Consider the following 14,529-nt stretch of genomic DNA (forward strand, 5'->3'; position numbering starts at 1 on the left):
ACCGGCTGTGGATATCTCGTTCTTTCGAACGATCACCGCCGTGGCTCACGCTGCCGAGGCGGCCAACGACTGCATCAGCCGCCGGCACAGTGACATCGGACGATTGAACACCTCGGGCCAATCCGTCCTCAGGACCGTGTAACCCTGGTGGCGCAGCCAATCCTCGCGTTCTTTCTCCCTGATCAGATCGATGCCACCCAGGTACTTCAACCTTCCGTCGGCCTCGAGGATCAGGCGTGGCCGTGGCCAGCAGAAGTCAGCCCGGTAGCGTCCGATCACGGTCTGCAGTTGAGGCTCCGGCACGCCGCCGCGAATCAGAACCAGCCGGGTGATCGACTCCAGCGGGCTCTCGGATCTGGCGTCGCAGAGGGTCAGCGCCTCCCTGGCGATGCGGATCCCCGGTGCTCGCGAGCAGTCGGCCAGAACTCTGTCCAGATCGGTGCTGTCGAGGCCCGACCGAAGCGCGGCATCGCCCGCGACGACAGCGCATCGCTCACCTTGACGACGTGCCACATCGATCACCGTGCGGGCCAGATCCGTCGCCGCCCAGCCGTTCAGCCTGATCAGATGTGACTCCGGCAACCGCGCAACGCGCGCAAACGTCGTGGCCGATCGTTTCGCGTTGGCGCCGATCTCGATGGGCCGCGCGATGATCGGCCGCAGTGGCGGATCGCCGAGCATGTCGAGCCGATGCAGCGCGGCCGCGGACGCTCCGGCGGCGACGGCCGTGTCGCCGGCTACCGCCAAGGCTCCTCTGACCTGCAGGCCGTGCTGCTCCCACAGGTCGTCGGTCAAGCCCTCGAGGATCTGCGTGGTCGTGAAGACTCCACGTCTGAGGCGCACTAACCGGCCGGCCCCGACAGCCCGTCGGATAGCACCCTCACTCAGTCCGGCCGCATCGAGATCAGCCACCGTGAGAATCCCGCCTCGCCGACGTGCGCGCTCGTCAAGTTCTGCTTTCTCCATGCCAGAGAAGAAACAGCGTCCTGAGGCGGTTCACCGCAACAATCTCTAGCCTGTGGACAACTACCTACTGATCTCGGCCCTCCCCGGCCTGCCCCGCCGACTGCCCGGTCGGCTGCCGACTGCCCGGTCGGCTGCCGGCTACCCGGTCGGCTGCCGGCTCGCGACGGCGATCCACTACCCGGATCGACCGCCGCGCCCGCGCCGACTTCCCGGGCGGACCCGCCGCCCCCGCGACGACTTCCCGGCCCGACACGCTCACACTGGCCCACCACCCGGCCCGACCCGCCGTCCCCACCCCCCGAACTCGGCGGGTCCACCCGGGAAGTGCGCGGAACTCGGCAGGTCGACCCGGGAAGTGCGCGGAATCCGGCGAGTCCACCCGGGAAGTGGATCACCATCGCGCCCGCGACGACTTCCCGGCCCGACACGCTCACACTGGCCCACCACCCGGCCCGACCCGCCGTCCCGACCCCCCGAACTCGGCGGGTCCACCCGGGAAGTGCGCGGAACTCGGCAGGTCGACCCGGGAAGTGCGCGGAATCCGGCGAGTCCACCCGGGAAGTGGATCACCATCGCGCCCGCGCCGACTTCCCGGCCCGACACGCTCACACTGGCCCACTACCCGGCCCGACCCGCCGTCCTGACCCCCCGAACTCGGCGGGTCCACCCGGGAAGTGCGCGGAATCCGGCAGGTCGACCCGGGTAGTGCGCGGAATCCGGCGAGTCCACCCGGGAAGTGCGCGGAATCCGGCGGGTCCATCCGGGGAGCGGGTCACGGTCGCGAGTCGGGGGCCGGGGCGGCGCGAGTCGGGCGGGTGGCGGAAGTCGGGCGGGGCGGTCAGGGCGGGTGGGTTGTCTGTTTGTGAAGGGGCCCGGACAGACTGGGAGTTTTCGGGCACGCGGGTCTTGGTGAGGTTGGCCTGCTTGCGGGGAACCCCACGGAATCGTCAGCTGGTGGTGTCAGGAGCGGACGCGGTCGTAGAGCAGGCAGAGCGCGCCGGATTCAGTGGGAGTGGAATCCGTCAGCTTCCACGAGCTTGCTGGGAGGCCGTCTTCGAAGAGGCGGGCGCCAGCACCGACGAGCTCGGGGTCCAGGGTGATGCTGAGGCGGTCGAGCTCGTCGGCCGCGAGCAAGGCCTTGATCACGCTACTGCTGGAGAGAACGATGATGTCGCCGCCCTCTTCCGCACGGAGCTGCTTCACCGCGGCTGCGGGGTCGCCGTTGACGATGCGCGAGTTCTCCCAAGGCGCGTCGGTCAGGGTGGAGGAGAAGACCACCTTCTCCACCGAGTTCAGCCACTTCGAGAAGGCCCGGTCCTGCGGTGCGGCCTCTTCGTTGTCGGCCACCGACGGCCAGAATCCCCCGAAGCCCTCGTAGTTCTTCCGCCCCAGCAGGGCGGTGGTTGCCGGGCTGGTCACCCGGATCATGTGGTCGCGGGCACCTTCGGTGATGGCATGCGGCACGATCCAGCCCATGTCGAAGTCGCCGCCGGCGCCGTTGACTCGCCCATCGAGCGAGAGCGAAATGTTGGCGGTCACCATGCGGGCGTTCTGCTGCGTCATCTCAGTTCCTCCTGGTTGGAACGCCCCCTCGGCGTCCTCTTGACCACCATGCTGTCGCCCCACTCCCCAAATATCAGCCACCTGGCCGATATCTCCCGTGCCCGGCCGATCGGTAGTCACATCCCGGGGCGCCTGCCAGCCCCGTACCCCGCACCCCGCAACCCGTCAGGCCCGCCACTCGACGCCCCCTGCACGGGCCCGGCAGACCAGCAGTCAGTCAACATCCCCGCGCGTCAGCAGACCTGCCATTCCGCAGGCGAGAGCGGCCGGTAGTCCGCTGGACGGGCGCCGCCGCGACAACCTGCGCGCGCATGACCGCACCGGCTCCCCGCGACAACCTGCGCGCCCATCGCCGCACCGGCTCCCCGCTACGACGTGCGCGCCTATGGCCGCACGGGCTCACCGCGACAACCTGCGCGCCCATCGCCGCACGGGCTCACCGCTACGACCTGCGCGCCCATGGCCGCACCGGCTCCGCGGACAACCTGCGCGTCTGTGGCCGCATGGCTCCGCGCTACGACCTGCGCGTCTGTGGCCGCACGGGCTCCCCGCGACAACCTGCGCACCTGTGGCAGCACGGGCTAGCGAGTGCTCCGCCCCGGCGAATTGGAGATCGATGGAAATTGTCGGACAATCAGACAGAATCGCGGCGCTCACCGCAATCGGTGCGGGCTGCCGTAGCTTGGTGAGACGACTGGCGTCGGACGAGAGGGCAGGGCATGACTGAGGCATATGGCGTCGACAGCGAGGTCGGGCCGCTGCGGACCGTGATGCTGCACCGGCCCGGCAACGAGCTCCGGCGGCTGACCCCACGAAACAACGACAAGCTGCTGTTCGACGGGATCCCGTGGGTCGGGCGCGCCCAGGACGAGCACGACGCGTTCGCCCAGGCTCTCCGCGACCGCGACGTCGAGGTGCTCTACCTCGGCCAGCTGCTCACTGAGGCGCTCAGCGATCCCGACGCCCGAGCCGCTGCCGTCGCGGGCGCCACCGAGGATCTGCGGCTCGGCGACACCCTGCGCGAATACCTGCGGACCAGCCTGACGGCTCTCGACCCGGCCCATCTGGCCGAAGCGTTGATGGCCGGCGTGCGGAACGACGAAGTACGAGCCGGCGGGTTGGTGACGTCGCTGCTCGCGCACGAGGACTTCCTGATCGACCCGCTGCCGAACTTGCTGTTCACGAGGGACTCGAGTGTGTGGATCCGGGACTCGGTCGCGGTGACGTCGCTGGCGATGCCCGCGCGGGCTCGGGAGACCCAGCTGACCGAGCTGATCTACAGATACCACCCGCGGTTCGCCGGCGCGGACAAGGTGTACGACCACCAACTGGAGCACGTCGAGGGCGGTGATGTCCTCGCGCTCGGCCCCGGCGTACTGGCTGTCGGGGTTGGCGAACGGACCACGCCTGCCGGTGTCGAGCGGTTGGCCCGCCGCGTATTCGCCAAGGACCTCGCGCACACCGTCCTCGCAGTACCGATCGCTCAGCAGCGGGCGACCATGCACCTCGACACGGTCTGCACGATGGTCGACGTGGATGCGGTGCTGATGTATCCGAACATGGCCGAGGAGATGCGCGCACTGGCCGTGACCACGGACGGGGACGAGCTGCACGTGGCGGAGTCCGAGCCGTTCCTGGTCGCCGCGGCGAAGGCGCTCGGCATCGATACGTTGCGGCGGATCGACACGGGCCTGGACCCGGTCACCGCTGAGCGCGAGCAATGGGACGACGGCAACAACACCCTGGCTCTCGCGCCGCGGGTCTGCATCGCGTACGAGCGGACCGTGGAGACGAACGCGCGGCTCGAGGAGTCTGGCATCGAGGTGATCCGGATCTCGGGTTCAGAGCTCGGCTCCGGCCGCGGCGGCCCCCGCTGCATGTCCTGCCCAGTCCTCCGCGACCCGCTCGTCACCGCCTAGCAGCGGGCCGAACCACTTGGTGTCGCCCGGAGGCCGACAGATCGACCCTCCGAGGACGGGAAGATCGGCTCTGTCAGGACCGGCAGATCGGCCCTCTTAGAGGTAGCTGAGAAGACAAGTAAGCCAAGCGACACGCGGAGTGAAATCGGGGGTTGTCGGCGGGCCGGGTTGTGAGTACTCTTCATGGCTAGGCCCAGGCCCTGTTGCTCCCCCGTCAGCAGGACTTGGGCCGTCCACGTTGCCAAGGGCCCCCTCGCACACAGTGCGAGGGGGCCCTTTTGCATGTCCTAACGGATCGTCAGCTGCCGGCTCGCAAGACCTGCCCGAGCGGCCCGCTCCTCAGTGGTCAGCGCAGCCTCCGTGGCCAGTGCCTTGTCGAGAGCGACAGCGAAGTCCGCGACTGGCTTCTCCAGGTCTGCGGCCTCCGCATCGGCCGGCAACTCCCAGACCGGAGCCAGCACGCCGAGGGCTCGGAACGACCCGATCAACCGACTTCCCTCGGTCAGCGAGGACGACCCAGCGGCGTGCAGCCGGGCGAGTGCATCAAGCAGGGTGTCCTCGGAGTGCGGCATCACCCAGCGCAGGTACCGACGGTCTCCGATCTGCGTCCAGTACGCCGCCTCGACCGACTCCAGGCGAACCGTCGGAGAAGCGGCGGCATTCGCGCGCTCCAGGCCGGCGGCGACCTCACCGGTCGGGTCCTCGACGTTCTCGCCGACCCAATAGTCGAAACCCTCGTGGACCTTCACGGTGATCGGCTTGGAGGTGTCGATCAGGTCCTGCAACCGCGGGCCGTCCTTCAGCAGGTCGCCCAGCTGGATCGGGTTGCCTGGCTCGGTCTTCAGCGCCGCGGTGATCGCGTGGGCGATGTCGCGGCTCGGGTCACCGGACGAGGCGTGCGTCTGCAGGCCGATCCAGATCGTCTCGTCGTCACGGACCAGGCCGGGCATCGCCATCGGCAACAGTGTGACGAGGTTGACAGTCTTGCCCTGGTGCTCGCCGGCGAGCGTGACCTCGGCGGTACCGGCCGGGACGATTTCGCGGAACGCGATCAGGTCACACTCGGCCGGCAGGCCCTCGAAGGGCCGGACCACGAACGTGTCCGCGGCCTGTGCCTGCTCACGGCCGTGGCACTGCTTGAAGCGTTTGCCGGAGCCACACGGGCAAGGCTCGCGGGGGCTCACGTCGACCAGGTCGGCCGGATCGAGCGTGACGGTCGTGGAGTTCTTGGCGCGGTTGCGCGACTTCTTTCCCATGCCCGCAGTCTTACAGGATCTGCCGAAACCCGGTTAGTCAGCGGGGGATGATGGCGTAGACCGTACGGCGGGAGTCGGCGGTGCGGACACCCCAGTCAGAAGTCAGCACGTCGACGATGGCCAGGCCGCGTCCACCGATCGACTCCGGGTGCGCGTCAGTGACCCGCTGGGGCTCGGTCTCGCCGCAGCCGTCGGTCACCTCGAGGTGGATCCCTGCCTTGTCGATCCACCAGGTGGCACGGACCTCACCCGTGGGCAGCGCCGGCGCGTACCGGATCGCGTTCGAGAGCAACTCGGAGAGCACCAATTGAGCGTCATCGCAGGCGCTGTCGGCAACCCGGTGCCGCTTCAGATAGCCGGCCAGACGGCGGCGGGCATCCGCTACCGCGGACACTTCGTGCGGCAGTACGACGTCCACAACGCTCACGTCGGCGGGCAAGGTCGCAGAGGACAAGCAGGGTCTCCTCAGTCATCGGACAGCACTAGGCCTTCTGCCCACGATCAAGCCATTGAAAACACCCACGGGTATTCCGTTACATAGCGACGCTGAAGATCACACGTTTAGCTAAGAAATCGAGACAGAAACGACGGAATTGAACGTGCAAATAACCGCCCGCATTCATCCGGTCACCCAGCACCACAGTCCCAATCCCACTCCTCGAACTCTCCGCAACCACTCTCCCCACCCAGACCCCACCCCGGAGCGCCTGCACACCGCCCCCATGCCGGTCCCACACCGCCGAATCCGCCGCCAGCCGCCCTCCCGCGCACGACATACCCCCCGCACCACCTACCCGTCGCCACCTCGCGGCCGATGCGGCTCCGGCAACAATTGTTAATTAATGCGCGTCAGCCGTAGGAATTTTCCGAAAGGAAGGGGCGCGACTCCTGGCACTGGTCAGGCGGAGCGGCGAGTGCGCCTGGCATGGGGAGCACGGGACGGCGGCGGGTCGTCAGGAGCGGGTGGGATTGCGGCCGGCGGTTCGGCGAGGGTTTTGATGGCGAGTTCGGGGTGATCACTGATCAGGGCGTCTACGCCGATGTCGCGGCAGTGGCGGATGTCCTCCTGGCTGTTCACGGTCCAGACGTGGACCTGGTGACCGTGTTTGTGAGCGCGGTCGACGTACTCGGGGTGCGCCGTGACGATCTCCAGGCTCGGCCCCGCGTACGAGACTCCCGTCGGCAGCGAGCCGTCCCGGAACCGCAACGGCACCCGGTCCATGAGCAACACGGTGCGCAGGCCCGGCGCCATCACCCGCAGCCGCCGCAGCGACAACCAGGAGAAGCTCATCACCCGGACCGGTGATTCCGAGCCGATCTTCGGATGGGCCCAGCCGAATCTGTCGAGCATCTCGATCAACCTGCGCTCCACCAGCCCGGCGTACCGGGTCGGGTGCTTGGTCTCGATCGCCAGCTCGAGTGGCCGGCCCGCGTCCCGGACCGTGGCCAACAGCTTCTCCAGGGTGAGCACCTTGGTCAGGTCCGGGTTGGGCAGTTCGGCTTCGTCGTCCAGCTCGGCCCACGGGTTCTTCCAGGAGCCCCAGTCGAAGCTGTCGAGTTCCTGCAGGCTCATCGTGGACAGCACGCCGTGGCCGTTGGAGGTGCGGTCGATCCGCCGGTCGTGCACGCAGACCAGATGGCCGTCGGCCGTCAGCCGGACGTCACACTCCAGGCCGTCGGCGCCGGCCTCGACCGCGCGGACGTACGCCGCCAGGGTGTGCTCGGGACTGACTTCACTTGCGCCTCGGTGGGCCACCACGCTCGGGCGTTTCCCCATGAGTACAACTCTGGCACGCCGTGCGGCAAGCAAGTCACGCAGGCACGCCGCCCGATGGGAAAACGGTTTCTTCCGCACTCCCGCCACGCCGCACGCCGTACCCGCCGGGCACGCGTACGGACGGACAGGACGAAGTGCTCCCCAGGCTCGCCTGAGCGCCCCGATCATGCGGTCCGGCCCGCCCGGGTCCTGACCACTTCCTGTCGCTCCGTACGCCGACGGCGGAGGCGAGGTCGCGTCCGTTGAGGTACGCGGCGGGTGATGTCGGATGAGGCGTGCGGGCGGTTTCGGCCGAGCTGCGGGCACGGGGAGTGGCGGTTGGGGGCAGGGGTGGAGTCGGTTAGGCGCGCGGAGGGGTCACGGTTCGGGGGTAGGGAGCTCGTGTCGGTCAAGGCGCGCGGAGGGGTCACGGTTCGGGGTAGGGAGCTCGTGTCGGTCAAGGCGCGCGGAGGGGTCACGGTTCGGGGGTAGGGGCCGGCGACGTTGAGGCGCGCCGGGGGTGGCGGCGGTTGAGGCGCGCGGGGGCGGTTGGGGTGAGCGGGAGACTGGGGGGATGGAGATGCGGGCGGTTGTGTTGGACGGGCCGGGGGCGGCGGAGGAGATGCGGGTCAGGCGGGTGCCGGTTCCGGAGCCGGGGGTGGGGTGGGTGCGGATCAAGGTCGAGGCGTTTGGGCTGAATCGGTCTGAGTACCACCTGCGGGCGGGGTTGGCGACCAACGCGAGGTTCCCGGTCATTCCGGGGATCGAGGCCGCCGGGACCGTGGATCTGGCGCCTGGTGGGGAGTTCGCGCCAGGGCAGCAGGTCGTGGCGATGATGGGCGGGACGGGGCGGGAGTTCGACGGCGGCTATGCCGAGTACACCGTCGTGCCGGTGACATCGGTGATTCCCGTGGAGACGACGCTCGACTGGGCGACGCTCGGGGCATTGCCGGAGATGCTGCAGACCGCGCACGGGTCGCTGCACACCGGCTTGGGGATCCAACCTGGGCAGACGATTCTGGTGAGAGGCGGTACGTCGTCGGTCGGTGTTGCGGCGGCTGTGCTTGCGAAGGATTTCGGACTGACGGTGTTGTCGACTACTCGGAGCCCCGCTCGGGTGCAGCTGTTGCGGAAGCTCGGTGTCGATCACCCATTGGTTGATGACGGCAACGTTGCGGCCAAGGTGCGGGAGATCTACCCCGATGGCGTGAACGCAGCACTCGAGTTGGTCGGCACGAATGTGTTGCCGGACACACTGAAGGCGACGGCGGTGCACGGGACGGTCTGTTTCACCGGAATGCTGAGCGACTCTTGGACGATCCCAAACTTCTATCCGATCGGGTATCTGCCGAACGGCGTGCGACTGACGGCGTACGGCGGTGAGAGCAGCGATCTACCGGCGGAGGCGTTCCAGCGGTACGTCGAACTGGTGGAGCGCGGGCGGTTGCCGTTGCGGATCGATCGGGTGTTCGCGCTCGACGAGATCGCCGAGGCGCATCGGGTGATGGAGGACGGCCGAGCCGTCGGCAAACTCGTCGTTCGCATCGACCGCTGAACCGCCAGCACTCACACAGGTGATCCCCGACGCGTGGGCGGGCCGGCCGGGGAGGGTTTGAGCGGCCCCGCAGCGGAGGCGTGCCAGGCGCGGAGGGCTCGAGCGGCCCGCAGCGGAGGCGTGCGGGCGAGGAGCTGAGCGGTAGGGCTGGGGTCACGCGGTGGCGTAGGTGGTTTTGGGGAGCTGGTCGTATTGGGAGTCGGGGCGGGGCAGGCCGTAGTGCTCGCGCAAGGTGGTGCCGGTGTATTCGGAGCGGAAGATGCCTCGGGCGCGGAGGAGGGGGACTACGTGGTCGGCGAAGAGGTCGAATCCCCCGGTCAGCCAAGGGGGCATCACGTTGAAGCCGTCGGCGGCTCCGTTGCGGAACCAGTATTCGATGTGGTCGGCAACTTGTTCGGGGGTTCCCGCGACCACCCAGTGACCGCGTGCTCCGGCCAGGCGGTGCAGGAGTTGGCGGATCGTCGGCTGCTCGCGATCCACGATGTCGAGCACGACCTGGAAGCGGCTGCCGAGGCCGCGTTCGCCTTCGGTGCTGACGACCTCGCGCGGGAACGGACCGTCGAGATCGTACGACAAGAGGTCGACCCCGATCATCCGGTGCAGTTGGTGCAGCGAGTGCTCCGGTTGTGTCAGCTCGTCGAATTCCGCCTTCAGGGCAAGGGCTTCTGCCTCGGTCGAACCGATGAAGGGGCTGATCCCGGGCAGGATCAAAGGTTGCGCGTGACCGAGACCCAAGGCCCGCGCGGTCACGTCGGAGTAGAAGGCCTGCGCATTCTCGAAGGTCTGGTGCGCGGTGAAGATCGCCTCCGCCCAGCGGGCCGCGAACGAGCGCCCGGCCTCCGACGAACCCGCCTGGACGTAGACGGGTCGGCCCTGCGGCGTGCGCGGGGTGTTGAGCGGACCCCGCACCCGCAGACGTTGACCGATGTGGTCGATCGTGTGGATCCGTCCATCGTCGGCATACAGCCCCGACTCCTGATCCGCGACGAGCGCGCCGTCCTCCCACGAGTCCCAGAGCTTGGTGACGACCTCGACGAACTCACCGGCGCGCTCATAGCGTTCGGCGTGCACCGGGTGCTCGGCGAGGCCGAAGTTCTGGGCGGCATTGGCGGCGCCGGTGGTGACGATGTTCCAGCCGGCCCGGCCCTTGCTCAGGTGGTCCAGGCCGGCGAAGAGCCGAGCCAGGTTGTAAGGCTCACTGTACGTCGTGGAGGCGGTCGCGATCAGGCCGATCCGCGAGGTGACAGCGGCCAAGCCGGCCAGCCAGGTGAACGGTTCGATCCGGAACCGGCTGGCGTAGCGGATGTTCTCCGCGAGCGCCGGACCATCGGCGAGGAAGATCGCGTCGAAGGTCGCCGCCTCGGCCTTGTGGGCCAGCTCGGCGTAGTAGGACAGGTCGAGCACCCGATCTGGGTCGGAGTCCTTATAACGCCAGGCCGCTTCGTGATGTCCGCCTGGGTAGATGAAGAGGTTGAGCTTCAGCTGTCTGCTCATGCAGTTGCCGCCTGCAACGATTCCGGAGCTTCAAGTGAACCACCCGACCTCACCGGCCGAGCCAGCCCGTAGTGGTCGCGCAACGTCGAGCCGGTGTACTCCGTGCGGAACAGCCCGCGGCGCTGCAGGATCGGGACCACCTGGTCCGTGAACACCTCCAGCCCGGACGGCAGGACCGCCGGCATGATGTTGAACCCGTCGGCCGCGTCCGCGTCGAACCACTCCTGGATCGCGTCGGCCACCTGCTCCGGCGTACCGCTGAAGGTTCTGTGGCCGCGGCCGCCGCCGAGCCTGCCTATCAGCTCGCGGACGGTCAGCTTCTCCCGGCGGGCCAGCGTGACGATCAAGGTATAGCGGCTCTTGGCCCCCTCGATCTCGTCCTCGTCCGGCAGGTCCGCAGGCAACTGCTGGTCGAGCGGCAGGTCCTCGGGCTTCAACCGCAGGGTGCGCGCCAGTTGATCCCGTGCGTACTCCGGCTTGATCAGCTCGTCCAGTTCACGTTCGAGCCGCAAGGCCTCCTCCACCGTCCCGCCGATCACCGGCACGATTCCGGGCAGGATCTTGACGCCGTTCGGGTCCCGGCCAAGGGCTGCGGTCCTGGCCTTCAGGTCCTTGTAGAACGCCTGCGCGTCTTCGAGCGTCTGCTGCGCCGTGAACACCGCTTCGCTATAGCGAGCCGCCAGTCCCTTGCCGTCCTCGGAAGAGCCCGCCTGCACGATCAACGGGTATCCCTGCGGAGACCGCGGCAGGTTCAACGGCCCGCGCACCTGGAAGTGCCGGCCGACGTGGTCGATCGGATGGACCTTGGCGTTGTCTCCCCAGACCCCCGCCTCCTTGTCGGCGAGTGTCGCGTCGTCCTCCCACGAGTCCCAGAGCTTGAACGCGACCTCGAGGAACTCCGCCGCCCGGTCGTACCGCTCGGCGTGCGCGGGCTGATCGGCCAGGTTGAAGTTCAGCGCCGCGTCCGGACCGGCGGTCGTCACCACGTTCCAGCCGGCCCGACCGCCACTGACGTGGTCCACGCTGGCGAACCGCCGGGCCAGGTTGAAGGGATCGTTGTACGTCGTGGAGGCGGTCGCGATCAGCCCGATCTTCGACGTCGCCGCGGCGATCGCCGTCAACAGCACGGTGGGCTCGAGCGACCCCGCCGGACGACGGCCCACGTCACCGAACAGCACGGGCGAGTCGGCGAAGAAGATCGAGTCGAACTTGCCACGCTCGGCGATCCGGGCCAGGTTCTGATAGTGCGCGACATCGGTGTTCGCGACCGGGTTGCTCTCCGGCAGCCGCCACGAAGCCTCGTGATGCCCGGTGCTCATCAGGAACGCGTTCAGGTGCAGGTGTCTGGTCACAGCGAAACTCCCAGGGCATCGAGTAGACGGGACCGGACCGCGGCGAAGCCCGGGTCGGTGGGATTGCGCGGGGCGGACAGCTCGATCGACTCCTCGGCGACGATGCGCCCTTCGTCGAGCACGATCACCCGGTCGGCGAGCACGATCGACTCGTCCACGTCGTGGGTGACCAGCAGCACGGACGGCTGGTGTGCCGCGCAGAGTTTGCGCAGCAGGACGTGCATCTTCAACCGGGTCAGGGCATCCAGGGCCCCGAACGGCTCGTCGGCCAGCAGCAGCTCGGGCTCACGCACCAGCGAGCGCGCCAACGCCACCCGCTGCTGCTCACCACCGGACAACTCGTTCGGCCACGCCTTCTCCCGTCCGGCCAGACCCACTTCGGCCAGACTCTGCCGCCCGCGCTCGTCGGCTCCCCGCAATCCCAGTACTACGTTGTCGAGGACCCGGGCCCACGGCAACAACCGCGAGTCCTGGAAGACCACGGACACGTTCGCCGGTACGACGAACTCGCCGGTGCCCTGCACGTCGTAGTCCAGCCCGGCCAACGCCCGCAGCAGGGTGGACTTGCCGGATCCGCTCTTCCCCAGCAGTGCGACGAACTCGCCGGGCTTGATGCTCAGGTCCAAGCCGTCCAGCACCACGCGATCGCCGTACTGCCGGACCAGCCCGCGGACTTCCACGGTCGCCCGGTCAACTGCTAGTCCGCCAGTGTGCGTCGCCATGACAGCGTCCTCCTCTGGATCAGCCGGACGGCTCCGTCGGAGAGCAGGCCGAGCACGCCGTACAGAACCAGGCCGACGATGATGATGTCGGTCTGGCCGTAGGTGCGGGCCAGCTCCATCATGTAGCCGATACCGCTGGTCGAGTTGATCTGCTCGACCACCACCAACGACAGCCATGCACCGGTCACCGCGAACCGCATTCCGAGCAGGAACCCGGGCAGCGCGCCGGGCAGAACCACCCGGCGGATGAACTGCCAGCGGGACAACCCGACGGTCTCGGCGAGCTCGACGTACCGGCTGTCGATCGTCCGGAGACCGTTGTGGGTGTGCAGGTAGATCGGCACGAAGACGCCCAGCGTGATGGTGATGACCTTCATCGATTCGCCGATACCGAGCCACAGGATCAGCAACGGCAGCAGCGCGAGCGACGGGATCGCCCGCTTGATCTGGATCGGTCCGTCCAGGATCGCCTCGCCCAGCCGGCTGAGCCCGGACAGCAGAGCGAGGACCGTGCCGAGCACGATGCCGATGCCGAGGCCCAGCGCGGCCCGCTGGGTCGATGTCCAGAGGTTCGACTGGAGCCGACCGTCCGAGATCAGTTCGCCGGTGGTGGTGACCACGGTCCACGGTGCCGACAGGATGCGCGGGTCGAGCCAGCCGACGGCCGAGCCGATGCTCCAGACGGCGAGCAGCAGCACCGGTCCGATGGCGGCGCCGAACCTGATCTGCTTGCCCGGGCCCAGCCGGCGCCGACGGCGTAGCGGATGGGCCTGGGTGACCTGTTCCCGCCCAGCCCCGACCCGGGCCAGGGTTGCGAGCTCGCCGCTCATTTGGACGTTCCTGATGCGGCCGCCTTGATCGCATCGACGGCGACACTCTGGAAACGCAGGTCGTACAGATCGGCGGCCTGGATCACCGGGTTCTTCGTCTCCTTGGCCAGGATCTCGATCGTCTGCTGCTGGCGCTTGATGGCGTCGCTCCAATCGGCGGTGATGTCGGGGTGACCGGCGTTGTCGACGAGCCACTGGCCGTCCGCGGCGGTCAGGCCCTGGTCCTTCACGTAGTAGCCCTCGATCCACTCCTTCGGGTGCTTGTCGATCCAGTCCTGAGCGACTCCCCAGGCGGCGACGTACGCGCGGATCGCGGCGGCCTTGCCCGGGTCCTGCAGGGACTCGGTCGGCACGTAGAGGTGGCCGGCGTCGTCGCGCAGACCGTGGTCGATCGTGGTTGCGCCGTCCTTGCCGTACTTGGTCAGGTAGCGCTTGATCGAGACACCGCCGATCGGCGCGACCTCGACCTGCTTGGCGGCCAGCGCGTTCGGGTATACGTCGCCCGTGCTGGGCAGCTCGATCAGTTTCACGTCGTCCTTGGTCAGGCCCGCCTTCTGCAGAACCTTGAGGATCAGCGCACCCTGAGCCTGGCCCGGGCTATACGCGATCTTTTTGCCGCGCAGATCGGCCAGCGTCTTGACGTTCACGCCGGGCGCGATGCCGAGCACGTAGATCGGGTGGTTGATCGGGTCCTGGCGGAACTTCGACGCGACGATCTTCACGTGCAGGCCGGTCCAGGTCGCCTGGATCGACGGGATCTCCGCGACCGAGCCGACGTCGAGCGCGTGCGCCCGGAACGCCTCGGTGGTCTGCGGGCCGCCGCTGAGGTTCGCGAACTGGACGAACCCGGAGACCTTGTCGATCTGGCCGGACAGCTCCAGCGCCTTCTGGGTGACCGGATCGCCGACGACGATCTTGGTCCCGGCCGGCACGGACGTCGGCAGCGCGGCGTCGAGCGCCAGCTGCGTGCCGCTCCCGGCCTTGGCATCACCGCCACAGCCGGCGAGCAGCACTGCCGCGGCAACAGCTACTGCAGAGACAACGGCCAATCGCGTTGTTCTGCGGGGATTTCGGGTGGTGGACATGGCGGGGTCCCTCTCAGGTCAGGCGCTTGCG

At 68.3% G+C, this 14,529-nt stretch carries 12 protein-coding genes and 1 pseudogene; 2 read left to right on the forward strand and 11 right to left on the reverse strand.

Annotation, left to right across the window (positions count from 1 at the left end; all coding sequences use genetic code 11):
• Nucleotides 1–45 precede the first annotated feature (45 nt).
• The 3 genes and pseudogenes from ABD210_RS00835 to ABD210_RS00840 form a co-directional block, all read right to left on the reverse strand.
• Complete coding sequence (locus ABD210_RS00835; RefSeq protein ID WP_344107464.1) at nucleotides 46–681, reverse strand: endonuclease domain-containing protein; 636 nt, start codon at nucleotides 679–681, stop codon at nucleotides 46–48.
• A gap of 150 nt (nucleotides 682–831) precedes the next feature.
• Nucleotides 832–966, reverse strand: a pseudogene (locus ABD210_RS32365) (type IV toxin-antitoxin system AbiEi family antitoxin domain-containing protein); the annotation flags it as partial.
• Nucleotides 967–1,926: 960 nt separating this feature from the next.
• On the reverse strand, nucleotides 1,927–2,529 hold the full coding sequence (locus tag ABD210_RS00840) for a dihydrofolate reductase family protein (RefSeq protein ID WP_344107466.1): 603 nt from the start codon (nucleotides 2,527–2,529) through the stop codon (nucleotides 1,927–1,929).
• A gap of 719 nt (nucleotides 2,530–3,248) precedes the next feature.
• Between ABD210_RS00840 and ABD210_RS00845 the strand changes: the two genes are divergently transcribed.
• Nucleotides 3,249–4,448 carry an arginine deiminase gene (locus ABD210_RS00845; protein WP_344107468.1) on the forward strand — a complete coding sequence of 400 codons (1,200 nt, stop codon included), beginning with the start codon at nucleotides 3,249–3,251 and terminating at the stop codon, nucleotides 4,446–4,448.
• A gap of 287 nt (nucleotides 4,449–4,735) precedes the next feature.
• On the opposite strand, the gene ABD210_RS00850 is transcribed toward ABD210_RS00845, so the two are convergent.
• The 3 genes from ABD210_RS00850 to ABD210_RS00860 form a co-directional block, all read right to left on the reverse strand.
• On the reverse strand, nucleotides 4,736–5,704 hold the full coding sequence (locus tag ABD210_RS00850; RefSeq protein WP_344107470.1) for a DUF5926 family protein: 969 nt from the start codon (nucleotides 5,702–5,704) through the stop codon (nucleotides 4,736–4,738).
• A gap of 37 nt (nucleotides 5,705–5,741) precedes the next feature.
• The gene (locus tag ABD210_RS00855) at nucleotides 5,742–6,158 is read right to left on the reverse strand and encodes an ATP-binding protein (RefSeq protein WP_344107472.1); all 417 of its coding nucleotides are present in this window, start codon (nucleotides 6,156–6,158) and stop codon (nucleotides 5,742–5,744) included.
• A gap of 444 nt (nucleotides 6,159–6,602) precedes the next feature.
• A complete protein-coding gene (locus ABD210_RS00860; protein ID WP_344107473.1) occupies nucleotides 6,603–7,481 on the reverse strand; it encodes a glycerophosphodiester phosphodiesterase in 879 nt (292 codons plus the stop codon).
• 553 nt (nucleotides 7,482–8,034) lie between these two features.
• On the opposite strand from ABD210_RS00860, the gene ABD210_RS00865 reads away from it, so the two are divergent.
• Nucleotides 8,035–9,015 carry a zinc-binding alcohol dehydrogenase family protein gene (locus ABD210_RS00865; protein WP_344107475.1) on the forward strand — a complete coding sequence of 327 codons (981 nt, stop codon included), beginning with the start codon at nucleotides 8,035–8,037 and terminating at the stop codon, nucleotides 9,013–9,015.
• Nucleotides 9,016–9,168: 153 nt separating this feature from the next.
• Here the strand turns inward: ABD210_RS00865 and ABD210_RS00870 are convergent, their stop codons facing one another.
• The 5 genes from ABD210_RS00870 to ABD210_RS00890 are packed head-to-tail and all read right to left on the reverse strand — an operon-like array spanning nucleotide 9,169 to nucleotide 14,498.
• Nucleotides 9,169–10,509, reverse strand: coding sequence for an LLM class flavin-dependent oxidoreductase (locus ABD210_RS00870; RefSeq protein WP_344107477.1), 1,341 nt, complete (start codon nucleotides 10,507–10,509; stop codon nucleotides 9,169–9,171).
• Complete coding sequence (locus ABD210_RS00875) at nucleotides 10,506–11,861, reverse strand: LLM class flavin-dependent oxidoreductase (protein ID WP_344107479.1); 1,356 nt, start codon at nucleotides 11,859–11,861, stop codon at nucleotides 10,506–10,508. Before ABD210_RS00875 ends, ABD210_RS00870 begins: the two co-directional genes overlap by 4 nt.
• Nucleotides 11,858–12,583: an ABC transporter ATP-binding protein gene (locus ABD210_RS00880; protein ID WP_344107481.1), complete on the reverse strand. Its 726-nt coding sequence runs from the start codon at nucleotides 12,581–12,583 to the stop codon at nucleotides 11,858–11,860. The genes ABD210_RS00875 and ABD210_RS00880 overlap by 4 nt, the downstream gene beginning before the upstream one ends.
• A complete protein-coding gene (locus ABD210_RS00885; protein WP_344107484.1) occupies nucleotides 12,559–13,413 on the reverse strand; it encodes an ABC transporter permease in 855 nt (284 codons plus the stop codon). Before ABD210_RS00885 ends, ABD210_RS00880 begins: the two co-directional genes overlap by 25 nt.
• On the reverse strand, nucleotides 13,410–14,498 hold the full coding sequence (locus ABD210_RS00890; protein WP_344107487.1) for an ABC transporter substrate-binding protein: 1,089 nt from the start codon (nucleotides 14,496–14,498) through the stop codon (nucleotides 13,410–13,412). Before ABD210_RS00890 ends, ABD210_RS00885 begins: the two co-directional genes overlap by 4 nt.
• Between the last annotated feature and the right edge of the window lie 31 nt (nucleotides 14,499–14,529).

Origin of the sequence: Kribbella alba, assembly GCF_039529635.1 — a bacterium.
GTDB lineage: Bacteria > Actinomycetota > Actinomycetes > Propionibacteriales > Kribbellaceae > Kribbella > Kribbella alba.